The 22,162-nt window shown below is 74.6% G+C and carries 17 protein-coding genes; 12 read left to right on the top strand and 5 right to left on the bottom strand.

Annotation, left to right across the window (positions count from 1 at the left end; translation table 11 throughout):
* The first annotated feature begins 126 nt into the window (after positions 1-126).
* From ACWGJ2_RS22145 to ACWGJ2_RS22120, 6 genes are all read left to right on the top strand, one after another.
* A complete protein-coding gene (locus ACWGJ2_RS22145) occupies positions 127-1,545 on the top strand; it encodes an RsmB/NOP family class I SAM-dependent RNA methyltransferase (RefSeq protein ID WP_453347884.1) in 1,419 nt (472 codons plus the stop codon).
* Between the two features lie 225 nt (positions 1,546-1,770).
* Positions 1,771-2,193: an Hsp20/alpha crystallin family protein gene (locus tag ACWGJ2_RS22140; protein ID WP_453347883.1), complete on the top strand. Its 423-nt coding sequence runs from the start codon at positions 1,771-1,773 to the stop codon at positions 2,191-2,193.
* A gap of 459 nt (positions 2,194-2,652) precedes the next feature.
* Positions 2,653-3,330: a ribulose-phosphate 3-epimerase gene (rpe, locus tag ACWGJ2_RS22135; protein ID WP_453347882.1), complete on the top strand. Its 678-nt coding sequence runs from the start codon at positions 2,653-2,655 to the stop codon at positions 3,328-3,330.
* Positions 3,331-3,481: 151 nt separating this feature from the next.
* Positions 3,482-4,498 (top strand): sugar-binding transcriptional regulator, encoded by a 1,017-nt coding sequence (locus ACWGJ2_RS22130; protein ID WP_453347881.1) that lies wholly within the window; start codon positions 3,482-3,484, stop codon positions 4,496-4,498.
* 192 nt (positions 4,499-4,690) lie between these two features.
* Positions 4,691-5,167, top strand: coding sequence for a cation:proton antiporter regulatory subunit (locus ACWGJ2_RS22125; RefSeq protein ID WP_453347889.1), 477 nt, complete (start codon positions 4,691-4,693; stop codon positions 5,165-5,167).
* 155 nt (positions 5,168-5,322) lie between these two features.
* Positions 5,323-6,555, top strand: a complete 1,233-nt coding sequence (locus tag ACWGJ2_RS22120; protein ID WP_453347880.1) for a cation:proton antiporter — start codon at positions 5,323-5,325, stop codon at positions 6,553-6,555.
* 30 nt (positions 6,556-6,585) lie between these two features.
* On the opposite strand, the gene ACWGJ2_RS22115 is transcribed toward ACWGJ2_RS22120, so the two are convergent.
* Complete coding sequence (locus ACWGJ2_RS22115; RefSeq protein ID WP_453347879.1) at positions 6,586-7,002, bottom strand: hypothetical protein; 417 nt, start codon at positions 7,000-7,002, stop codon at positions 6,586-6,588.
* A 455-nt stretch (positions 7,003-7,457) separates the two neighbouring features.
* Here ACWGJ2_RS22115 and ACWGJ2_RS22110 point away from each other — a divergent pair, with 455 nt between their 5' ends.
* From ACWGJ2_RS22110 to ACWGJ2_RS22085, 6 genes are all read left to right on the top strand, one after another.
* The gene (locus tag ACWGJ2_RS22110; RefSeq protein ID WP_453347878.1) at positions 7,458-8,813 is read left to right on the top strand and encodes an FAD-dependent oxidoreductase; all 1,356 of its coding nucleotides are present in this window, start codon (positions 7,458-7,460) and stop codon (positions 8,811-8,813) included.
* Positions 8,814-9,201: 388 nt separating this feature from the next.
* A complete protein-coding gene (locus ACWGJ2_RS22105; protein ID WP_453347877.1) occupies positions 9,202-10,521 on the top strand; it encodes a PucR family transcriptional regulator in 1,320 nt (439 codons plus the stop codon).
* Positions 10,522-10,818: 297 nt separating this feature from the next.
* Positions 10,819-11,790, top strand: a complete 972-nt coding sequence (locus tag ACWGJ2_RS22100; RefSeq protein WP_453347876.1) for a hypothetical protein — start codon at positions 10,819-10,821, stop codon at positions 11,788-11,790.
* Entirely contained in the window at positions 11,787-12,809 is a 1,023-nt protein-coding gene (locus ACWGJ2_RS22095; protein ID WP_453347875.1) for a 4'-phosphopantetheinyl transferase superfamily protein, read from the top strand. The genes ACWGJ2_RS22100 and ACWGJ2_RS22095 overlap by 4 nt, the downstream gene beginning before the upstream one ends.
* Entirely contained in the window at positions 12,806-13,780 is a 975-nt protein-coding gene (locus ACWGJ2_RS22090; RefSeq protein WP_453347874.1) for a methyltransferase family protein, read from the top strand. The genes ACWGJ2_RS22095 and ACWGJ2_RS22090 overlap by 4 nt, the downstream gene beginning before the upstream one ends.
* Before the next feature lie 338 nt (positions 13,781-14,118).
* A complete protein-coding gene (locus ACWGJ2_RS22085) occupies positions 14,119-15,372 on the top strand; it encodes a PucR family transcriptional regulator (RefSeq protein ID WP_453347873.1) in 1,254 nt (417 codons plus the stop codon).
* Between the two features lie 93 nt (positions 15,373-15,465).
* Here ACWGJ2_RS22085 and ACWGJ2_RS22080 read toward each other — a convergent pair whose 3' ends face one another.
* From ACWGJ2_RS22080 to ACWGJ2_RS22065, 4 genes are all read right to left on the bottom strand, one after another.
* Complete coding sequence (locus ACWGJ2_RS22080; RefSeq protein WP_453347872.1) at positions 15,466-16,617, bottom strand: alpha/beta hydrolase; 1,152 nt, start codon at positions 16,615-16,617, stop codon at positions 15,466-15,468.
* 9 nt (positions 16,618-16,626) lie between these two features.
* On the bottom strand, positions 16,627-18,711 hold the full coding sequence (locus ACWGJ2_RS22075) for an acyltransferase domain-containing protein (RefSeq protein WP_453347871.1): 2,085 nt from the start codon (positions 18,709-18,711) through the stop codon (positions 16,627-16,629).
* A complete protein-coding gene (locus ACWGJ2_RS22070) occupies positions 18,708-20,549 on the bottom strand; it encodes a fatty acyl-AMP ligase (RefSeq protein ID WP_453347870.1) in 1,842 nt (613 codons plus the stop codon). Before ACWGJ2_RS22070 ends, ACWGJ2_RS22075 begins: the two co-directional genes overlap by 4 nt.
* A gap of 409 nt (positions 20,550-20,958) precedes the next feature.
* Positions 20,959-22,008: an SCO0930 family lipoprotein gene (locus ACWGJ2_RS22065; protein ID WP_453347869.1), complete on the bottom strand. Its 1,050-nt coding sequence runs from the start codon at positions 22,006-22,008 to the stop codon at positions 20,959-20,961.
* Between the last annotated feature and the right edge of the window lie 154 nt (positions 22,009-22,162).

The following is a 22,162-nucleotide window of genomic DNA, read 5'->3' as shown; positions in this document are numbered from 1 at the left end:
GGCGCGCGGGCCGTTGGCCGTTCCCTCGGGCGTGCGGCGTAGGCTGAAGAGGGCGGTCACCACAGCACCACAGCCGCTCGCCCCCGCCCCCGCCCTCGTCATCACCGCACCGGAGCACCTTCACCCGTGAGCAATCGGCCACGCCGCCCCGCCAAGCCCTACCGCCGCCCCAAGCGGGACCCCGTACGTATCCTCGCCTTCGAGGCGCTGCGGGCCGTCGACGAGCGGGACGCTTACGCCAACCTCGTGCTGCCCCCGCTGCTGCGCAAGGCCCGTGAGGCGGGCGAGCTGGACACCCGGGACGCCGCGCTCGCCACCGAGCTGGTCTACGGGACGCTGCGCAGGCAGGGCACGTACGACGCGATCATCTCCGAGTGCGTCGACAGGCCGCTGCGCGACGTGGACCCGCCCGTGCTCGACGTGCTGTCGCTGGGCGCGCACCAGCTCCTCGGCACCCGTATCCCGCAGCACGCGGGCGTGAGCGCGACCGTCGAGCTGGCGCGCGTCGTGCTGGGGGACGGGCGCGCCAAGTTCGTCAACGCGGTGCTCCGCAAGATCGCCGCCGACGACCTCGACGGCTGGCTGGACCGCGTCGCGCCCCCGTACGACGAGGACGCCGAGGAGCACCTCGGCATCCGGTACGCGCACCCGCGCTGGGTCGTCTCGGCGCTGTGGGACTCGCTCGGCGGCGGGCGCGCGGGCATGGAGGACCTGCTCGAAGCCGACAACGAGCGGCCCGAGGTCACCCTCGTCGCGCGCCCGGGGCGCTCCACGGCCCAGGAGCTGCTGGACGACGAGCGGGTCGAGGGCGAGGCGCTGCCTGGCCGCTGGTCGCCGTACGCTGTGCGGCTCGCCGAGGGCGGTGAGCCCGGCGCGCTCCAGGCCGTACGCGAGGGGCGCGCCGGTGTGCAGGACGAGGGCAGCCAGCTTGTGGCCATCGCACTCGCGAACGCCCCGCTGGAGGGCGGGGACCGGCTGTGGCTCGACGCCTGTGCCGGACCCGGGGGCAAGGCGGCGCTGCTGGGCGCGCTGGCGGCCGGGCGCGGGGCCGCGCTGCTGGCAGCGGAGAAGCAGCCGCACCGCGCGGGGCTCGTGGCCCGCGCGCTCCAGGGGAATCCGGGCCCCTACGAGGTAGTGACCGCCGACGGCACCCGTCCGCCCTGGCGCCCCGGCGCCTTCGACCGGGTGCTGGTCGACGTGCCGTGCACGGGGCTCGGCGCGCTGCGCCGCCGCCCCGAGGCCCGCTGGCGCCGTCGCCCCGAGGACCTGGAGGGCTTCGCTCCGCTCCAGCGCGACCTGCTGCGGCAGGCGCTGCGTTCGGTGCGCGTGGGCGGGATCGTCGGCTACGCGACCTGCTCGCCGCACCTGGCCGAGACCCGCGCCGTGGTCGACGACCTGCTCAAGGAGAGCGAAGCGGAACTGCTCGACGCACGGCCCCTCATGCCCGGCGTCCCCGCGCTCGGCGACGGCCCCGACGTCCAGCTCTGGCCGCATCTGCACGGCACGGACGCGATGTACCTGGCGCTGCTGCGCCGTACGGGCTGAGCGCGGTCCGGGCACGGCCGGAACACGGGCCGACAGGCCCCGGCTGCCCCGTGCAGCCTCCCGGGCGAGCGCCGTAGCACCGTTCTGACCTGCGCAGACATCGAAGTTGAGCCGCTACTTGTCAAGTTTCATGGTGGTGAGCTATATACATGGGTGTAGGGCATCGCAGCGCCGGGGACGGCCCGTCTCCGGCCGGAGATTCGCTCGCGGAAGGAGATGACCGTGATGCTCATGCGTACCGACCCGTTCCGTGACCTCGACAGGCTGGCCGGGCAGGTCTTCGGGACCGCCGCGCGTCCCGTCGGGATGCCGATGGACGCCTACCGTCATGGCGACGAGGTCGTGGTCCACCTCGATCTGCCGGGCGTCGACCCCGAGTCCGTGGACCTGGATGTCGAGCGGAACGTGCTGACCGTCCGCGCCGAGCGCCGCTCCCCGGCGCCCGAGGGCGCCGAGCAGATCGCCGCGGAGCGTCCGACGGGGCGTTACAGCAGGCAGATCTTCCTCGGAGACACCCTGGACACCGACCGGATCAGCGCCTCCTACGACGCGGGTGTGCTCACCGTGCGCGTCCCGGTCGCCGAGCAGGCCAAGCCCCGCAAGATCCAGATCAGCGGAGGCGGGGAGGCGCGGCAGATCACGGGCTGAGCGCTTCACCGGCCGGTTCGCGCCACCGTCCGGCTCTGTCCGGCCCTGTCCGGCCCCGGTCGAAGCCCGCCCCCGCCCCCCCCGTCTCTCCCTCCGGCCCGCGGCCCCCGCCGCGGGCCGCTTCGCTGTCCCGGCCGGTCCAGGGGTGCCCCCTTCCGCCTCCTTCCACCCCCTGTGCCGCCCCCAAGTACCGTTCCCCGTAAGGTCGTTGACGGCGGCGGGGGGGAGACGCGGAGAGGGGCGGCCCTCGCCCCGTACCGTCCGCCGCGCATGATCGGGACCGGTGAACCGGGGGCCTATGGTTGGCTGGGCAGGGTCGCGCTTTTCCGGGAGCGGTCCCATGCCGCGGACACGCTCCCCCGTCGGCTGCTGAGGCCGCCCTCGGAACGGTGCTGGCCGCTTGCTGATACGGAGGCCGCTCAACGCCTCTGACCTGCGGTTTTGTGATAGGTGTAACGTATGGCTCTGATCAATCCCAGCATCCTTTCCGCGGACTTCGCCCGTCTCGCAGACGAGGCCAAGGCCGTCGAGGGCGCCGACTGGCTCCACGTCGACGTGATGGACCAGCACTTCGTCCCGAACCTCACGCTCGGAGTCCCGGTCGTGGAATCGCTGAGCAGGGCGACGGACATCCCCCTCGACTGCCACCTGATGATCGAGGACCCGGACAGCTGGGCCCCGCGGTACGTGGAGGCCGGGGCCGGTTCCGTGACCTTCCACGCCGAGGCCGCCGCCGCTCCCGTCCGTACGGCCCGCGAGATCAGGGCCAAGGGCGCCCGCGCCTCGATGGCGCTCAAGCCCGCCACACCCATCGAGCCCTACGAGGACCTGCTGCCCGAGCTGGACATGCTGCTCGTGATGACGGTGGAGCCGGGCTTCGGCGGGCAGGCGTTCCTCGACATCATGCTGCCGAAGATCCGCAGGACGCGGCAGCTCATCGACAAGCACGGCCTGGAGATGTGGCTCCAGGTCGACGGCGGAGTCTCCGCCTCCACCATCGAGCGGTGCGCGGAAGCGGGCGCCGACGTGTTCGTCGCGGGCTCCGCCGTCTACGGCACCGACGACCCCTCGGCCGCCGTGCGCGCACTGCGCACCCAGGCCGAGGAGGCCGCGGGCCGGGCCTCGTGCTCCCACTGAGTACCCCCGGCGTGCGCGCGCCCGCATCGGTGCACCGTGCACAAGTGGGATCAAGGTCACGCCGGATCTGCAAGGATGAACGCCCAGCGCTATTGCGCACATACAGCAGGACAGTGAGGTGAGTGCGGTGTCGTCGGGTCGGACCACACGTATGGGGCCCGCCGAGCTCATGCAGGCGGCGGCGATGGCCCGTCGCTTCTACCTCGAGGGCAAGTCCAAGATCCAGATCGCCGACGAGTTCGGGGTGAGCCGCTTCAAGGTGGCGAGGGTGCTGGAGACGGCCCTTGAGCGGGACCTGGTCCGGATCGAGATCCGGGTTCCGGCAGAGCTTGACGCCGAGCGCTCCGACGCGCTCCGCGCCCGCTACGGGCTGCGGCACGTGGTCGTGGTCGAGTCCCCCTCGGGGACCGTGAACGAGCCCGCTTCCTCCGAGTCCGCCGACGACGGCGCCGACCCGGAGAACCTGGGCGAGGTCGCGGCCGACCTCCTCGGCGAGCTGGTCACCGAGGGCGACGTCCTCGGCCTCGCCTGGGGGCGCTCCACCATCCACATGGCCACCGCGCTGCGGCAGTTGCCGCCGTGCACCGTCGTCCAGCTCACCGGCGTCTATGACGCGGGCACGGCCGACCGAGGCTCCGTCGAGGCCGTGCGCAGGGCGGCCGAGGTCGCCGGGGGAGAGGCGCACCCCATCTACGCGCCCATGCTGCTGCCCGACCCGTCGACGGCCACCGCGCTGCGCAGCCAGACCGGCATCGCCCGCGCCTTCGAGTACTTCGACAAGGTCACCGTCGCCGCGGTCTCCATCGGCTCGTGGGAGCCGGGCATCTCCACGGTGCACGACATGCTCAGCGACGAGGAGCGCGCGCACTACTCCTCGCTGGGCGTCGCCGCCGAGATGTCGGCGCACCTCTTCGACGCGCACGGCCGCCGCATCGGCCGCGATCTCGGCGAGCGCTGCATCACCGTCGAGGCGGAGCGGCTGCGGCGCATCCCCGAGGTCGTCGCCATCGCGGGCGGCCACCGCAAGGCGGCGGCGATCGGCGCCGTGCTGCGCTCCGGGCTCGTCACCAGCCTGGTCACGGACACGGCTGCGGCGGACTTCCTGCTGACGGAGATGGGCCCGGGGCCGAGGCCCGCGCTGGAGAGGGCCGACCCGGACGGAGCGTGATCCGGCCCGGCGGGAGCGGGGGCCCCGCGCGGGCACAGGGCCGTACGGGGTCGTACCCATCCGTCGTACCGCGCGCCGTTTCGGGTGGTGGGACGCTCTCTCGTTCGAATAAAGGAAGCGTTAAGATCCTCCTTGGCCGTGTCCGCGAGAGACGGCTCGTCCGCGCACACGTCCGAGGAGGCCGAGGCAGCCATGACCACGCAGCGCACCCCGCTGCCGGGAGTCGGCACGCAGTACGACATCGCCACACGCGCAGGCCGCCATATCTCTGTCGTCGCCCACCAGGACGGACGCCGCTTCATCGGGTTCTTCAACCCCGAGGACCCCGACGCCTGCCAGGCCACCGTGCCCCTCGACCCGGACGAGGCGGCCTCGCTGGCCGACCTGCTGGAACCGGCGGAGGGGCCCAGGCTCGGCACGGGCGACCTGGATCTGGACCTGGTCACCGAGCGCATCCCGCTCACCAAGCAGTCCCCGTACCGCGGCCGTCCGCTGGGCGACACCCGCGCCCGCACGCTCACCGGCGCCTCCATCGTCGCGGTGCTGCGCCGCACGGGTCCGATCCCCTCGCCGGGCCCGGACTTCCGGCTGGAGGCGGGGGACGCACTGGTCACGGTCGGCACCCGCGAGGGCGTGGACGAACTGACCCGCATCATCTCGGGCACCTGAGACGGGCGACTGGGACAGGCGACTGAGGCGAGCATCCAGGGCGAGGACGCGTAAGGCGGAAACAGCACAGAGAGGCCGGGGGGCTTCGGGCGGTCCAGGAGCGGGAGCGGGGCCGGGCGAACGAGACAAGGGCAAAGAAGGGGCAGGTCCAGCACGTGCACGACACCACCGTCCTCCTGATCGAGCTGGGGGCCGTGATCCTCGGCCTGGGCCTCGTCGGCCGCTTCGCCGGGCGCATCGGTATGTCCCCGATCCCCCTCTACCTGCTGGGCGGGCTCGCGTTCGGGCAGGGCGGTCTCTTCCCGCTGACCTCCACCGAGGAGTTCATCGAGGTCGGGTCCGAGATAGGGGTGCTGCTGCTCCTGCTGCTGCTCGGTCTGGAGTACACGGCGTCCGAGCTGGTGACCAGCCTCAAGACCCAGTACCCCTCCGGCATCGTCGACTTCCTGCTCAACGCCACCCCTGGGGCCGTCGCCGGGTTCCTGCTCGGCTGGGGGCCTGCGGCGATCGTCGCGCTCGCGGGCGTCACCTGGATCTCCTCGTCCGGCGTCATCGCGAAGGTCCTCACCGAACTCGGCCGCCTCGGCAACAAGGAGACCCCGGTCATCCTCGGCGTGCTGGTCATGGAGGACCTCTCCATGGCCGTCTACCTTCCGCTGCTGACCGCGCTGCTCGCCGGAGTCGGGCTCGCGGGCGGCAGTGTCACGCTGATCATCGCCCTGGGCACCGTCGGCCTCGTCCTCTACGCCGCGCTGCGGCACGGCCGGGCCATCAGCAAGGCCGTCAGCTCCGACACCCCCGAGATGCTGCTCCTCGTCGTGCTCGGGCTCACGCTGCTGGTCGCGGGGATAGCCCAGAAGCTCCAGGTCTCGGCCGCCGTCGGCGCGTTCCTCGTCGGCATCGCGCTCTCCGGCGAGACAGCGGAGAACGCCCGCGCCCTGCTGACCCCGCTGCGCGACCTCTTCGCCGCGATCTTCTTCGTCTTCTTCGGGCTCTCGACGGTCCCGTCGGACATCCCGCCCGTGCTGTTCCCCGCGCTGCTGCTGGCCGTCGTGACCATCTGCACCAAGGTCTTCACCGGCTGGTACGCGGCCAGGCGCGCCGGGATCAGCCCGCGCGGACGGCTGCGCGCGGGCGGGGCGCTGGTGGCGCGCGGCGAGTTCTCCATCGTCATCGCGGGGCTCGCGGTCAGCGTCGAACCCCGCATCGGCCCGCTCGCGACGGCGTACGTCCTGCTGCTCGTGATCGCGGGCCCGCTCGCCGCCCGTTGGACGGCCCCCGCCGTGGAGGGGATGCGCCGCCTGCTGGGCCGCACGCCGCCCGCGGGCCCCGCGGCCAAGGCGCCGACGGCCACCGCCGAGACGGCGGAACAGCCGCTGTCTAGCTGACGCTGACGCAGCGCGCCGGGTGACGGGACGTCACGAGAGCGCGTGCTCCCTGGCCTCGCCGCCTGCCTTGGCGCACGCGGCGGCGAGCATGACGCGGTCGAAGTCCTCGTCGCCGAGCAGGCTGCACAGCCCCAGCACGGTGTGCCAGGCGACCTCGGCGGTCTCCGGCACCCGTTCGCCGTAGCGCTCCTTGAGCGCCTGCGCCAGGCAGGTGCTGTACGGGCGGGAAGGGAACTCGGCGAAGGGCTCCCGCTGGTGGTCGAGGGCGCGGACGACGCAGTCCAGGAACGCGGCGTAGTCGGCCTCGCCCATGAGGTGGTGGAGGCTGCGCAACTGGGCGCAGGCCGCCCTGATCCTGAGCGGCCAGCCGCGCGGACGTCCGAAGTGCTCCTCCAGGGCGTCGGTCAGAAATGCCTGGTTCTCCAGGGCGTCCAGAAGATCGCTCATGCTCCATCGCTAGCCGATCCTCTTCCGGAACGGCACGAGGCGCGCGTGAACCGCGCGCGGGTTCGCACGAGCGCCCCACGCCATGCCTCCACCTGGGTCAACGGCCGGAGGACGGCGAACTCCCCCCACGGTTCCCCCATGACTCACCCATGACTCCGCCACGTTTCCCCCTGTTTTCCCGCCATGCGGCAGCGCCGTCGCGCCCCGTTCCCCGCTGCTCGCGCCCCGTTCCGCCGCTGCTCGCTCGCCGCTCGTGCGCCCTGGCGCCGGTGCCGCCGGGGTGTGCCGCGCGGCTGGAAAGGGGCGTCGGCTGAGCCCGGTCCTTGCGCAATTCACGGGGGTGCGGAGAGTGGGGGTGCGGTGAGTGGGTGGGGGCCGGGCCCAGGCCCGTGGGACTGGACCGGACCGGCCGGACGGTCCGGCGCGGCGGCCCGAAGGGAAGGCGGGGTGAACGGATGGGGCACGCGATCGTGCTCGGAGCCGGGATCAGCGGTCTGCTGGCGGCCAGGGCGCTGGCGTGGCACTTCGACCGGGTGACGGTGGTGGAGCGCGACCGGCTGCCGGGTGAGGCGGTGCCGCGTCGCGGGGTGCCGCAGGGCCGGCACGTGCACGCGCTGCTCGCGCGCGGCGGGGAGGCGATCGATGTGCTCTTCCCCGGCCTCACCGGCGAACTGGAGAGCCTGGGCGCCCCGGTGAGCACGCTGCTGACCGAGGCGTCGTACAACCTCGCCGGGGGCGAGCTGGCGCGCGGGGACGCCCGGGCGCGCATGGTGCAGGCGTCCAGACCGCTGCTGGAGTCGGTGGTACGCGAACGGGTGGCCGCGCTCGGCCAGGTGAAGATCATCGAGGGGTACGACGCGACCGGGCTGACCGCCGAGGGCTCGCGCGTCACCGGCGTACGGATACGGACTCGTGGGCGCCCGTCGGTCGCCGAGGGCGGCACGGGCGGGGAAGTGGTGCGCGGCGAGCTGGTCGTGGACGCTCTCGGACGTGCGGGGCGCGGCGCCGCGTGGCTGGCGGAACTGGGGTACGCGCGCCCGTCGGAGCGACGCGTCAAGGTCGATCTGGGCTACACCAGCCGCCTCTTCCGCATGCCCGAGGACGCGCTCGGCTCCGACAGGGCGCTCCTCGTCGCCTCCGTGCCGGGGCATCCCACCCGTGGTCTGGCGGGGATGCTCCAGGAGGGCGACCGCTGGCTGCTGACCCTCTCCGGGGTGCAGGGCGACCATCCGCCCACGGACCTGGCGGAGTTCAGGGCCTTTGCCCGCACCTTCGTGCCGCCGCGCGTCGAGGCGGCGCTGAGCAGGGCCGAGCCGCTGGACGACGGGTTCGCCTACCGCTTCCCCGACGGCGTGCGGCGGTGGTACGAGAAGCTGACGGCGCTGCCCGACGGGCTGGTCGCCGTCGGGGACTCGGTGTGCAGCTTCAACCCCGTGTACGGGCAGGGCATGACCGTCGCCGTGCTGGAGGCCCAGGTGCTGGAGCGGTGTCTGCGGGAGGGCGGCCAGGAGGAGCTGCCGCGACGTTATTACCGCGCCGCTGCCAAGGTGCTGGACACCCCGTGGCGGCTCGCTGCGGAGGCCGATCTCACGCTGCCGGGGGCCGAGGGCAAGCGGGCGCGGAGCGCCCGGCTGGCGGACGGCTACATGCTGCGGCTGCGCCGGGTCGCCCACCACGACCCCGTGGTGGCGGCGGGCCTGCTGCGGGTGACGATGCTGCTCGACCCGCCCTCGGCGCTGTTCGCGCCGCGCATGGCGGCCCGGGTGCTGCGTGGCCCGGAGGCGGCGGCGCGCGGGAGGCGGCGCCGCTGAGCGGGGGCCTGCCCGGGACCGGCGCGGGGCCCGACGGCCCTGCGTCCGGGCGGGGTTGACGCATGTCGTCACGCATGAAGATATAGCGGGGATTGTGAAGAACCTTTAGCTGTTCGTGGCGATCGTCACACCAATGGTGAACACTCTGCGTCTTCTTCGGATTACTCCTAGCGTGCGTGACAACGGGGTTGCGGTGACCGACCACCCAGTCGGATACCCGTTCAGCGGTCAACCGCTGACGGATTCCGCGCTGCCCGACGAGAAGGGGTTTCGCATGTCAGGGGCACTGCCGCCACCGGGGGAACGCGCGCGTCGCGAGAAGAACGGGGCGGGGAGGAGGAGCGGGCGGAACGGGAACAGCGGAAACAGAGGGAACAGTGGGCATCTGGTGGTCGTGCCCGCGCTCGCCGAGTCGCTGATCGAGCAGCTTCCGCAACTGATCGACCAGCTCATGGAACTGATCGTCGACCGTCAGGAGCTGGTCCTGGAAAAGGACGCCGAGGCCGAGTTCCGGCGCTCGCTGCGCGAGAACGTCCTCGCCTTCCTCCGGATGCTCGCGGGCATGCCGCCCCTGGGGGACGACGCCGTCACGGCCCCCGAGGAGTGGGGGCACTGCCGGGCCCGCAAGGGAGTGACCGTCGAGTCCCTGCTGCACACGCACCGGCTCGCCACCCAGGTGCTGTGGCAGCGGCTGTTCGACCAGGCGCGTTCCGGGCCGCCCGACACGGTGCAGCGGCTCATCGACGAGAGCGGCCCCGTCTGGGAGGCGCTCGACGGCTACTCCCACGCCCTCATCGAGGGGCACCGCGCAGCCCGTACCGGCAACCCCGCCTGGCGCACGGCGGAGCGGCGCAACGCGCTCCTCGACCGGCTCATCGACGGGCGCGGCGCCGAGCCGTCCGTGGCCGCCGAGGCCCAGGTCGTGCTCGGCTTCCCCCGGCAGGGCCGGTTCGTGGTGATCGTCGCGCCCCGACGGCCGGGGCTGGGCCCGTTCCCGGGGCTGGGACCGGGACCGGGACCGGCATCGGGGTCGGCATCGGGGTCGGGCCAGGGGTCCGGGCCGGGGCAGGGCCAGAGCCAGGGTCCTGGGGCCGGTGAGCGGCCCGCGCATCCGCTCAGCCGCGCCGTCCCCGCCGGGGCGGTACGGGCCGCGTGGCGCGTGCGGGCCGACCGCGAGATCGGCGTGCTGGAGCTGGGCCGTACCCCGCTGCGGCGGCTCACCGACTGGCTCGTGGCAGCGGACACGCGCCGCGTCGGCGTCTCGGCCGAGGTCGGGACCCTCGCCGAGGTGGCGACGGCGCACCACTACGCGGAGACGGCGCTCCAGACGCTGGCCGCGCCGGGCGCGACCGGTGTCGCCGTCTTCGACGACCGGCTGCTGGAGGCCCTCGTGGTGACCAGCCCGTACGTCGCGCGGCGCCTGGCGAAGCACACCTTCCGACGGCTCCTGGAGTGCGACCGCCAGGGCAGGGAGCTGTTGCTGGACACCCTCGACGCCTGGTTCCGCAGCGGCCGTTCCGCCTCCAAGGCCGCGCACCAGCTCCACTGCCACCGCAACACCGTCCTCAACCGGCTCCGCCGCGTCGAGGAGCTGACCGGCGGCTCGCTCGACGACGAGCGCCACCAACTGGCCTGCCAGATGACCCTCGTCGCGCTGCGCACCCTGCCGTCGGGACCCGGCCCGAGCGGTGTGCGCGGCGCACAGTGAGCGCGGCGGAATCCGCAGCAGCCGGTCATGGATCGGCAGGTGGCGCGGTGTGAGGCTGAGCGCGAGGGCCGAGCGGGGGCCAATGGGACCACACGAGACCCGGTACCGCGGGATCACGAGACCACGGACCGCGGCAGCGGGCCAGGGGAGTGCTGTAGTGACGGCTGCATACGTCGACTCGTACGCGCACGACTTACCCGTTCCCCGCGCGTCCCTCCACGACGCGTCCCTCCACGACGTGTCCGTCCACGACGTGTCCGGAGCGGACGGCGGCGGCGCGCGGGCGGGGAAGCCGCGGTGAACGGGGCGAGCAGGGTGAACGGCGCGGGCGGCGCGTGCGGGGTGACCGTGGAGGCACTGGCCCGCGCGGGACTGACCTGGGACGCCTCCGGCCAGGCGGCGCTGAGCGGGCCCCTGCTGCGCCTCGCCGAGGACTGCGACCGCGCCTTCCTGCGGCTCGCCGCGATCTGGGGCGCGGAGGAGGAGCAGCACCCGGCGGCGCTGCCCGCCGAGAGCGCCGAACGGGCCGGGTACCTGCGCGCGTTCCCGCACCACGCCGTCCTCGCCACCGGACTGCGCCCCGACGAGCACAGCCTCAACCAGTTCGTCGACGGGCCGGGCGTGGACGCCAGTGGCCGCGTCGTCGGCGCCGAACTCGCCCCGCCCGACCGGGTGCTGACCCCCTCGGCCTGCTACCACCTCTACGTCCGCCACCAGGGCGCACGGCTGGAGCGCGCCCTGTACCTGACGACCCGTAACACCTGCTTCAGGAACGAGGGGAGCTACGCGCCGCTGCGCCGCATGAGCAGCTTCACCATGCGGGAGATCGTCTGCGTCGGTACGGGCAGGGAGACCGCGTCCTTCCTGGAGCGTGGCCGCGCCGTCGTGGACCGGTTCGGCGCGCTGGTGCAGGTGCCGCTGCGCTGGCACCGGGCGACCGACTCGGTCTTCCGGCCCGGCCGTGACCCGCGCGGCGTCTTCCAGCGCGTACAGCCCGTCAAGCGGGAGGCGCTCTACGGCGGCGACGGTGACGGTGACGGCGGCCTCGCCCTCGCCTCGGCGAACCGGCACCACGACCACTTCGGCACCGCCTTCGGCATCACGCGCGGCGACCGTCCGGCCCACAGCGCCTGCACGGCCTTCGGCGTCGAGCGGTGGCTGCTGGCCGTCGTCGACAGGCACGGCACGGACCCCGCCTCCTGGCCGCAGTTGGAGGACGCGGCCGTGCGGGTGCGCGACGGCGCGTGGACGCGGGGCGGTGCGGCGTGAGCGCCGTGCCCTGGCGCGCGGAGGGCCCCGTGGGGCGTCCTCCGGGGCGCGACGCGCGGGTGCTGGCCGTGCTGACCCGTGCCCGGCTGCCCGAGCGGACGCTGACCCGCCGCGAACGCGCCACCGTCCGGGCGCTGTCCGGCGAGGAGCGGCAGCGCCAGTGGCTGATCTCGCGGTTCGCGCTGCGGCTGCTCCTCGGCATGCTCGGCGAACCTGCCGACTCGGCCGGATACGCCTTCCCGCACCCGTGGCTCTCGCTGTCCCACACCAGGGGCGCAGCGGCGGCGGCAGCGGCGGCGTACGCCGGGCCCGCGCTGGCCGGGGTCGGCGTGGACGTCGGCGTCGACGCCGAGGCCGACGCCGACGCCGTACGGGCACGGACCGTGCGGCCGGACGCGGGCCGCTTCTTCCTCGGCGACCGCGAGCGCGACTGGCTCGCGGGGCTTCCGGAGGCGGAGCGGGCCGACGAACTGGCGCGGCTGTGGACGGTGAAGGAGGCCCTGTTCAAGGCCGACCCCGCCAACGCGCGCACCACGCTCGCCGACTACCTCCCCGCGAACGCGGCGGCGCGGCAGGGGCGGGCGGGGCGGCGCGGCGGTGAGGCGGAGGGTGAGGGCATGGGTGAGGGCGGCGCCGTCTTCGGCTACGCCACGGGGCACTGCGGTGACACCTGGCTGACGGTGGCCGCGGCCTTTCACCGGCGCTCCGGGTCCGGGTCCGGGTCCGAGGGCGGGGGCGGCGGGGGCGTCCCGGAGCCGTGGGCGCCTGCGCCCGCCCCCTCTCCGCCTTCGCCCTCCGTCACGTTCGACGAGGTCGCCGCGCGCGTCGGCGCGACGCTGTCCCTGCCCGTCGAACGGCTCACGCCCGCGACCACCCTGCGCGAACTGGCCGCCGAGAGCTTCCTGCTGGTCGAGATGGCGGTGGACCTCGAAGAGGAGGGCGATGACGTGCGGGCGCACGCCGGGCTGCGCGAGGTGACCACGCTCGGCGACCTGGCCCGGCTGCTGGGCCGGCCGTGAGGCGTCCGTGGCGTCCGGTCGGCGCGCCCGGCCCGTCCGGCTCGGCGGCGTGGGGGTCCGTGCCGCTGCTGGCCGTCGCGGGCGCGGCGCTGGCCCTGCTCGTCCTCCCCGCGCTCGCGCCGCGCGCCGCCACCCCGGAGGGGCACGGCGCGTCCGACGGGTGGGCCCGTTCCGTGGGCGACGTCCCCGCGCACCGGATCGTCGTCACCTCCCCGTCCTCCCCGTCCTCCCCGTCGCCCCCGACGTCGCGGGGCGGCCGGGCCGACGCGTCGGGAGGGGAGGTGCGGACGCGGCCCTCGGCCGCCGTCGCCCGCCGCGACCTCGCCGTACTCCCCGCGCGCCCGGCGCAGCCCACACATCCCGCGGACCCCGCGCTCTGGCCGCTGCTGCTGAACTTCGCGCTCATCGCCACGCTCCCGAGGCTCCTCCCGGGTCCGCTCCCGCGCCCCGACGGCGAACTCCCCGCGCGCTGGTGGCTGACGGCGCTGCCCTTTCTGACGGCCCCGCTGTTCGTCGCGGGCGCCGCCGTGCTGGGGTGGCGGCCCCTCACCCCCGTCGGCTGGCAGGCTCCGCTGACCGGCGCCTCGCTGGCCCTGAGCGCGGCGTCCGTCTTCCTGATCGCCAGGGTCCTCGGCAGCCACGGCGACCACCGCTCACCGGGGGAGGGGGACGGGGAGGCTCCGCACCGGCTCGTCACGCACGGCGCCTACGCGCACGTGCGCCACCCCCTCTGCGCCGCCTTCCTGCTGGCGCTCCTCGCGGCCCTCGCCCTGCTGCCGCACGGGGTGACCCTCGCCGCGCTCTGCTACGGAGGGGTCGCGCTGCACGTCAGCGCGGTGCGCGAGGAGCGGCGCATGGTCCGTTCGCCGCGCTACGGGGCCGAGTACCGGCGCTACATGGCCCGCACCGGACGCTTTCTCCCGGCGCTCCCACGCGCCGGGATCCGGCGGCCGGGCCGGGCACGGGGGTAATCCGGCACGGACCGAACCGACCGGGCCGGCCGGGCCCCGAATCCGGAGGAGCCCAAGGACGGGAGGAATTCACGGCCGTTCCTCTCACGCGAACGCGAACGCGAACGCGAACGTGAACAGGAACGGGAACGGGAACGGCGGGTGGGGTGGCCGGAAATGAGGTGTTTCACGGAGGATACCGGGTCATAAGCTTCTGCACCGTCGCGAGCAGGCGACGGGTACTGCGGAATGACGCACTGTCTGATTGTGTATTCAAGAATTCCCGCGAAAGGAGGCTGCCCTTAATGTCTTCCGCGGGCAGCGAGTGGACGTTACTGCCGCGTGAGATGGCCCCCCGAATGCGTTCGGAATTGGGGGATCTGGCCGAGGAGACCATACGGGAGATCCGGCGGACCATACCCGGGATAACGGCCCGCCCCGGGGAACGCGACGAGCGGCTCGTACGGCGCGGGGTCGTGCACGCGCTCAGCACGTTCGTGGACCGGGTCGCGGACCCGCAGGCCCCCGCAGGGCTCGACCCCCGGACGGCGCAGCTCTACCGCGCCCTCGGCCGCGACCGGATGCTGGAGGGCCACGATCTGGAGGCGCTCCAGGCGGCCTACCGGCTCGGCGCCAGGATCGCCTGGCGCCGCTGGGTGGCGCTCGGACGACAGGCGGGCATCCCCGCCGCGCGCATGTACCAGCTCGCGGAGGCCGTCTTCGAGTACATCGACGAACTGGCCACCCGCACAGCCGAGGGCTACCGCGAGGCCCAGCGCTCGGTCACCACGGAGGAGCTGGAGCAGCGCAGACGGCTCCTCGAACTCCTCCTCACCGCGCAGGAGGTGCCCGCCAGGACGATCAGGGAACTGTCCCGCTCGGCGCGCTGGCCGCTGCCCGACTCCGTCGTCGCGGTCGCGCTGCTGCCGCGCCCCCGCAGGGACGCGCTCGCCGCAGGGCCCGCGCCCTGGGGCAGCGAGGCGCTTGCCGACACGCACCGCGCCGATCCCTTTCTCCTCCTCCCCGCCCGGCCCGCCAGCCCCAAGGCCGAGTGGGAGCGCAGGCTGCGCGGCTGGCGGGCCGCCATCGGGCCCGCAGTGCCCGTGTCGCAGGCCGCCGCTTCAGCGCGTCGCGCGCGGAAGCTGCTGGACCTGGCCCAGCACGGGCTGGGCGACGGACGCCGGGTCGTGCACTGCGACGATCACCTCTCGACGCTGATCCTGCTGGACGACGACGCGCTGATCCGCCGCCTCGCAGAGCACACCCTGGCGCCACTGGCGAAACTGACCCCGAAGCAGCGCGACCGCCTCGCCGAGACGATGCTGACGTGCCTGGAGTCGGGCGGCAGCGCACCCGAGGTCGCCCGGCGCATGTGCGTCCATCCGCAGACCGTGCGCTACAGGCTGCGGCAGATCGAGGAGCTGTACGGGGAGGGCTGGCGCGATCCGGGCGCGCGGTTCGACCTGGAGATCGCCCTGCGCGTGCGGGTGCTGCTCGACAAGCTGTCCGGCGGCGGCCGGAACGGGACCGTCGAGCAGCGGCGGAAGAGCGCGGGCGCGGCGCGGGGCGCCGCGTCCGGGCATGGGCGCGGGGGTGGGCCGCCGGTCCCGTAGTCGGGGGATTTCCACGGTCCCGGCGGCCCTCGACGGGGCCCGGGGAGCAACCAGGCCCCTGCTGCGGGGCGGCCCTGTGGCGGGGCGCCTGGGTTATGTGCCGCCTCTGCCGCCGGAACCGGACCCGGAACCGGGCTCGGGACCGGAACCGGAACCGGGCTCGGAGTCGGAGCCGAGGCCGAGGGACTGGGCCAGGAGTGGCCATGAGCGGCGGAACTCGCGCCACCAGTACGGCCAGGTGTGCGTGCCGCCGCTGTAGAGGTGCGTCGTCGCCGGGATGCCGAGCTGTTCCAGCCGGGCGGTGAAGCTCTTGGCCGCTGTCCACATGACGCTCTCCAGCACCTCGGCGCGCCAGGGGTCCTCGGCATGCTTGAGCGCCCCGCCGCCACTGCCGTCGCCACCGCCGCTGCCGCACGAGACGTACAGGGCCGTGCCCTGCAACGCCCTCGCGCCCGCACGGGGGTTGTGCGCGTGCCAGTTGGCCGACTGGGCGCGCGGGCTGCCCCACAGGGAGCGCGGGGGCAGATGCTCGCGGGCCACGAGGGAGTGGACGAACGCGGGCATGCCCCGCAGCGTCGTGTCGGTCAGCCCGCTGTACGACGCGGCGGCGCGGAAGGCGCCGGGGTGGCGGGCCGCCTGGGCCATCGCGCCGTAGCCGCCCGTCGAGATCCCGGCGACGGCGCGTGCGCGCGCGGCGCGGTAGCCGCACCGCAGCACGTCCATCACCTCGTCCACCTGGAACGTCTCGTAGTCGGGCGCCCCAGGACGCCCCCAACGCCACCAGTCGGTCGGGATGCCCGTGGGCCCCGAGTACGGCAGCACGGTAAGGACGCCCTTGTCCGCCGTGAACGCCTCGATGTCCGTCTCCCTCGTCCACGACGTGTGGTCGTCGTGCGCCCCGTGCAGCAGGCACAGCACCGGCCACCTGGCGTGGGGCGCGCGGTCGAAGTCGCGGGGCAGCAGCAGGCGTACGGGTGCCTCGTGGCCCAGTGCGGGCGAGTCGATCAGGAGGTCGACGGTGCGGGGGCCCGTGCGCCGCTCGGAGACGACGCGCGGCCCGCGGGCCGGTGCGGTGGCGCGGCCCGCACCGGCCCGGGTACCCGGGGTGTCCGGGCCGGGCGGCGCAGGCGGGGTGTTCGGGGCGCTCGCGTGGGGCGGGGGCGCCTGGTGCCGTACCGCGGTGGCCAGTGCCGCCACCAGTGCCGCCGCCGATCTGCGTGCCGTGTCGGTCGATAGGCTGGACATGACGCTCCCTCAGCTCGCCGTACTGTGGGTCACAGGGCCGGAGAACTCGCCCGCCACATGGGCCGCGAGCGCGTTCACGTAGGGCGGTTCGAGCAGGGACAGATGGTGTCCTGGCACGGTCACGACGCGCAGCCGCGGACAGATCTCGTCCCAGCCCGGCGCCGGGCCGTCGTCCCGCCCGGCGCACGGAGCGGGTTCCATGGCGCGGCACAGCAGGACGCGGCCCTCGTACGGGGCCGGTGCGACGGCCGCGTCGGCTCCGCCGCCCGCGTCGCGTACGGGGTGCGGGTGTACGGGATCGATCAGCACGACCGACTCCACCTTCTCGCCCCCAGCAGCCAGCAGCCGCGCCGTCTCGATGGCGAGGAAGCCGCCCAGCGACCAGCCGCCGAGCCGGTACGGGCCGTGCGGGCGCACGGCCCTGACCCACTCCGCGCAGAGCGCCGCGCGCTCGGCCGCCCCGCCGGGGGACTCGGGGCGCTCCAGCCCGTACACCGCGGTGCCCGCCGGCAGCCGGTCGGCGAGCGCCTGGTAGACGGAGGCCGGGCCGTCCACGGGGTGGGCGAGGAAGAGCGGCGGCGCGTCCCCTGTCCCGTTGCCGTCGCGGTCGCCTTCCCCGTCGCCGCTGCCCGCGCGGAGCCTGCGCAGCCGTGGGTACGCGGGCGACGGCGCGGCGTCGGCCGGTGCGGCGGGGCGCGGCGGTGCCGCGTCCGGGGCCCCGGAGCGCCCGCCGATGCGTGCCGCGACGCACGCGGCGGCCTCGTCGATCGTCGTGCCGTGGAGCATCAGGCGTACGGGGAGGACGAGCCCGAACTCGTGCTCGGCGGCGAGCCGGACGCGTGCGCCCATGAGTGAGTCCAGGCCCAGCTCGGTGAGGGGCACCGTCCTGTCGAGGCGGTCGCCCCGCTCGGGCGCGTGCCCCAGGACGACGGCGATCATCCTGGCCAGCCGGTCCGCGATGTACGCGGCGCCGGCGGCGTCCACGGAGACCGCGTCGCGGATACCGGGCGCGGTGGGCAGTTCGCGCACCTTTCCGGCCGGGTGCGCCTGCCGCAGATCGACCGGGGCTCCGTGGACGAAGAGCGCCGCCAGGCTCGTACGGAAGGCCACGGCCGCGTCGTCGGCGCGGCGCAGCGTCGGCACGATCAGCGCTTCCCCGGCACCCGTCGCCCGTACGGAGTGCGCGAGCGGTCCGGCGAGCACCGGGTGCGGGGAGATCTCCAGGAACCCCGCTCCCATCGCTCCCGTCGCCCCCTCCGCCACCGCCAGGGCGACGGCCCGTCGGAACCGGGCGTCGCGCACGGCGGATTCGGCCTCCCGGCGTGCCGGGGCGACGCCCTCCCGCCCGGTGCCGGCGGCACGACGGGCACGGGCACGGACGCGGGCGCGGGCCTGCACGAGCCGAGCGCCCTCGCGGGGAGTGAGGCTGCCCGCGACGACCGCCGCGGTGACCTCGCCGCTCGCGTGCCCGAGCACGGCGGCAGGTCGGACCCCGTAGCAGCGCCACAGCGCGGCCAGCGCCAGCTGGGTCCCGTAGCGCACCACAGGGGACCCGCCCCCCTCGGCCCCGCCGTCACCGGCCTCGCTCCCGGCCGCCAGCGCGGCGCGCAGGGAGACGCCGCACTCGTCCAGCAGCACGGGCTCCAACTCGTCGACGGCCGCGGCGAAACCCGGTTCGGCGGCCAGCAGCCGCGCGCCCATCCCCGGCCACGGCGTCCCGCTCCCGGGGAACACCCACACCAGGCCGGACGGGCCACAGGGCCCCGGCGCCGGGCTCCGGAGCACGGGCGGCGCGTGGTGCCGCGCTGCGACGGCCCGCAGTCCGCGCGCCAGTTCGCCGTGGTCCCTGGCGACCAGCGCGGTCCGCACATCACCGCCGCACCGTGCCCGCTCGGCCAGCGTGCGCCCGATGTCCTCCAGCGGAGTGCGGCGCCCCGCGTCGGATTCCAGCCACTCCGCGAGCCGCGCCGCCGTCGCGCGCACCCGCGCCTCGTCGGCACCGCTGACGGCGGCGACGACGGGAACGAGAACGGGAACGGGAACGGGTACCTTCCCCGCGCCCCCCACCTCCCTCGCCGCCCCCGTGGCCGTCATGCCCGGCTCCCCTCGTAGCGGGGCAGTTCGCCGCTGAGGTACCGCTCGCGGCAGGCCGTGCGGCTTATCCCGCCGCCCGTCGTGCGCGGCACCGCGCCCGGCGGCACGAGGGCGAAGTCGGCGAGCCGTACGCCGTGTTCGAGGGCGACGGACTCGCGCGCCGCGCGGGCCACCGCCTCCGGGTCCAGCTCCTCCGTGCCCGGGCCCTCCGTGCGGGGGCCGGAGCGGTCGCGGCGGTGCTCGGCCACCACGACGACCTCCTCCGACGTGCCGTACGGCACGGAGAACGCGGCGAGACGGTGGCGCCGCACGGCACGGTGGGCGTCCTGGACGGTGCGTTCGATGTCCTGCGGGTAGTGGTTGCGGCCGTCCACGATGATCAGGTCCTGGCGCCGTCCCGTGACGAAGAGTTCGCCCCCGTGGAACGCGCCCAGGTCACCGGTGCGCAGCCACGAGCCCTCCAGCGGCGCGCCGTCCGCGCCCAGCAGCCGGGCGCCGAAGGTCTCGGCTGTCCGGTCGGCGCGGCCCCAGTAGCCGCACGCCACGTTGGGGCCCCGTACCCAGACCTCGCCCACCCGGCCCGGCTCCAGCCGGATGCCGGACAGGGGGTCGGCGACGGCCACCGACTGGCCGACGGGCACCCCGCAGCCGCTCAGCGCGCTCACCTCCCGGCAGCGGGCGCGGGCGGGGACGAGGCGGCCCCTGGCCAGTTCGGCGCGGTCGGCGCGCAGCGCGGTGGGCGGGGTGCCGCGGGGCACGGCGGTGACGAGGGCCGTCGCCTCGGACAGCCCGTACGCCGGGCACAGGGCCTCCGGCGGGAGCCCGCAGGGCCCGAAGGCGCGCTGGAAGTTCCGCACGGTCTCTGGACGCACGGGTTCACCGCCGTCGACGAGCCTGGCGACCCGCTCCAGCCGCAGCTCGCGCCGTTCCCCCTCGGGGACGCGCGCGGCGGCGAGCCCGTAGGCGAAGTCGGGCGCGGCGCTCACCGCGTACGGGTGCAGCGCGAGCAGCCGCAGCCAGCGCACCGGGCGGCGCAGGAACGCGTCGGGGGCCATGAGGACGGAGGAGGCGCCGCTGAGCACGGGGGCCGCGACGCCGAGGACGAGCCCCATGCCGTGGAAGAGGGGCAGCCAGCTCACGGCGGTGAACCCGCCGCCGGGAGCGGCGAAGGCGTCCGCTGCCTGCCGGGCGGACGCCGCCAGGGCGCGGTGTGTGATCGTCACGCCGGTGGGCGCGCGCGTCGAGCCCGAGCTGTACTGGAGGCAGGCCACGGCGTCGGGCGAGGGCACCAGCGGCTCCCAGCCCCCGGCCGCCGCGGCGACCGGAACATGGCCGACGGTCTCCACGGGCGGCCCTCCGGGGCCGAGGTGCAGGGCGACGTGCGCGCGTACGCGCTCGGCCGCTTCTCGCGAGGTGAGCACGGCGGCCGGGGCGCAGTCGGCGAGCGCGGCGCCCAGGCCGTCGGAGTGCCCCGGCAGGTCGGGGGTGAACAGGGGCACGGCGACGGCGCCCGCGTAGTGGCAGCCCAGGAAGCCGACGACGTAGTCGAGGCCCTGGGCCGCCATGAGGGCGATCCGGTCGCCCGGCGCCGCCAGCGCGGACACCCGCGCGCCGACGGCACGGGCCCGCCGGTCCACCTGGCTCCACGTCAGCGTGCGGTGCACGCCCTGCGGGAACTCCTCGGAGAACTCCACGAAACTGAAGGCGCGCCGTGTGCCCCGCTCCCGCGCCCAGCGCGTCAGCGCCGCGGGAACGGTCTCCTCGGCGCCGCGGCCACGGCCCGCCGCGACGCCCCGGATATGCGCTCCGCCAGGAGCGGGGGAATGTGCCTGCTGCATGGGTGCCTCCAGAGGGACGGACGGTACGGCCGCGGCGGGGCGCCGATTTCCCTGGGGAGAGCCCGTATTCCGCGGCAGTCGCGAAGTTAGAATTCACCGGGAACGGGGTCAACGGAGGCGCAATTTTTCTCCCCGGCCCCCGGAAAACTTGTCCCGAGGTGACAACTCCGCCCGTCCGGGCGGTTTTGGCCGTGCTGGTGGCCGGTGTGCGGCCCGTGGATTTTCCGGCTTTCCGTCGGCGCCGTGACAAATCCCGTTCACCGGCGCGCTATTCGCCCCTCGGTTTCCTCCGCGAATGGGGTTGTGGGCGCGGTGGGGACGTCCTGAGCGGTGTGGGCGGCGGCAGGGGCGGGGCGGGGGCAGGGGCGGGGGGTGAGGCGTGGCCCCCGGCCCCCGCGTCCGGCGTCCGTCAGTACCCGCTGCCGGAGCCGGTGCCGCTGGAGTCCCCGGTGCCCCCGGTGTCCCCGGAGCCGCTGGAGGTGACCTCGCCCTTCGCCTTGCCGCCCTTGTCCGTGACGGCGTGCCAGAGACCCTGCTTGTTCTGGCCGTTGACGTCGCCGGGCTGCTCGTCGCCCGTGAACCAGTAGACGGGCCAGCAGTCGACGGCCAGTTGCCCGGTGCCGTCGGCACGCTTGTACGTACCGACCAGCTTCTTCGCGACGCCGCTGAGCTTGTCCTTGGAGACCGGCTTCGCGGGCTTCCAGGTGTCGAGGCAGGCGCCCTCGCAGTTGGACTTCATCGGCCAGGCGGTGTCCTTGTCGAAGCGGTAGAGGGTCCTGCCCTTCGCGTCGGTGAGGATCGTGCCGAGGTCCGCGTTGTCGACGGCCGTGAGCTGCGCCGCGCTCCGGCCCGCCTTCTTACCGTCGGGTGCCAGCGCGTTCCAGGTGCCGCCGACCCCGTGACCCTTGGTGTCGCCGGGCGCGGTGTCCTTGGCGTAGCGGTAGACGGGCCAGCCCGCCAGCGTCAACTGCCATGTGCCGTCGGCGCGTTCGACCTTGCCCAGCCGCTCCGGCGCGATGCCGTCCGCGGCGGTCGCGTCCGCCGCGGGTACGGGGGGCCACGCCTCGGCGCAGGTCCCCTCGCAACTGGACCTGGGCGGGCTCGCCGTGTCCTCGTCGAAGCGGTAGAGCGTCCAGCCCTTGCTGTCGGTGACCACCTCTCCCAGCTTGGCGACGTCGCGCACGGCCAGGGTCCTGGCGGCGGCGCGCTTGCCCTTGCCCTCGCCCTTGCCCGTCTGCGCGGAGCCCTTGTCGGCGCCGCTGCCGTAGCCGTCGCCCGCGCCTCCGTAGCCGTCGGCGGCCTCCGAGCTGTCGCCCGCGGGCCGGACCGTGCCGTTCCCCTGCGCGGTGCCGCCGCTCGTGCCGCACGCGGAGGCCATCAGCGCGACGACGACCGCCGCCGAGGCCAGCGCCACATGACGCCGCTTGCCCGTGCTCCCCGTGTTCCTCGTGCTCCTCATGACTGCTCCTTCGCTTCGGTCGCGTGGCTAGGAAGTGTGGTGGAGTCCTGATTCGGGCCGCTGAAAATTGTCAAAGGCCGCCAAACGCTGAGATATCCAGACCCGGGATACGTGTCTCTCAGTGGGGACCCCTGTGCCGGACCCGGCCGCGAGG

The organism is Streptomyces sp. NPDC054796, assembly GCF_053611545.1.
This window is presented reverse-complemented; position numbering and strand designations above follow the sequence as displayed.

Coding starts and splice junctions, on each gene's coding strand:
- ACWGJ2_RS22140 (WP_453347883.1), top strand. CDS start 1,771: ATGCTCATGCGTACCGACCCGTTCCGTGACCTCGACAGGCTGGCCGGG.
- rpe (WP_453347882.1), top strand. CDS start 2,653: ATGGCTCTGATCAATCCCAGCATCCTTTCCGCGGACTTCGCCCGTCTC.
- ACWGJ2_RS22130 (WP_453347881.1), top strand. CDS start 3,482: ATGGGGCCCGCCGAGCTCATGCAGGCGGCGGCGATGGCCCGTCGCTTC.
- ACWGJ2_RS22125 (WP_453347889.1), top strand. CDS start 4,691: ATGACCACGCAGCGCACCCCGCTGCCGGGAGTCGGCACGCAGTACGAC.
- ACWGJ2_RS22115 (WP_453347879.1), bottom strand. CDS start 7,002: ATGAGCGATCTTCTGGACGCCCTGGAGAACCAGGCATTTCTGACCGAC.
- ACWGJ2_RS22110 (WP_453347878.1), top strand. CDS start 7,458: ATGGGGCACGCGATCGTGCTCGGAGCCGGGATCAGCGGTCTGCTGGCG.
- ACWGJ2_RS22085 (WP_453347873.1), top strand. CDS start 14,119: ATGCGTTCGGAATTGGGGGATCTGGCCGAGGAGACCATACGGGAGATC.
- ACWGJ2_RS22080 (WP_453347872.1), bottom strand. CDS start 16,617: ATGTCCAGCCTATCGACCGACACGGCACGCAGATCGGCGGCGGCACTG.
- ACWGJ2_RS22075 (WP_453347871.1), bottom strand. CDS start 18,711: ATGACGGCCACGGGGGCGGCGAGGGAGGTGGGGGGCGCGGGGAAGGTA.
- ACWGJ2_RS22070 (WP_453347870.1), bottom strand. CDS start 20,549: ATGCAGCAGGCACATTCCCCCGCTCCTGGCGGAGCGCATATCCGGGGC.
- ACWGJ2_RS22065 (WP_453347869.1), bottom strand. CDS start 22,008: ATGAGGAGCACGAGGAACACGGGGAGCACGGGCAAGCGGCGTCATGTG.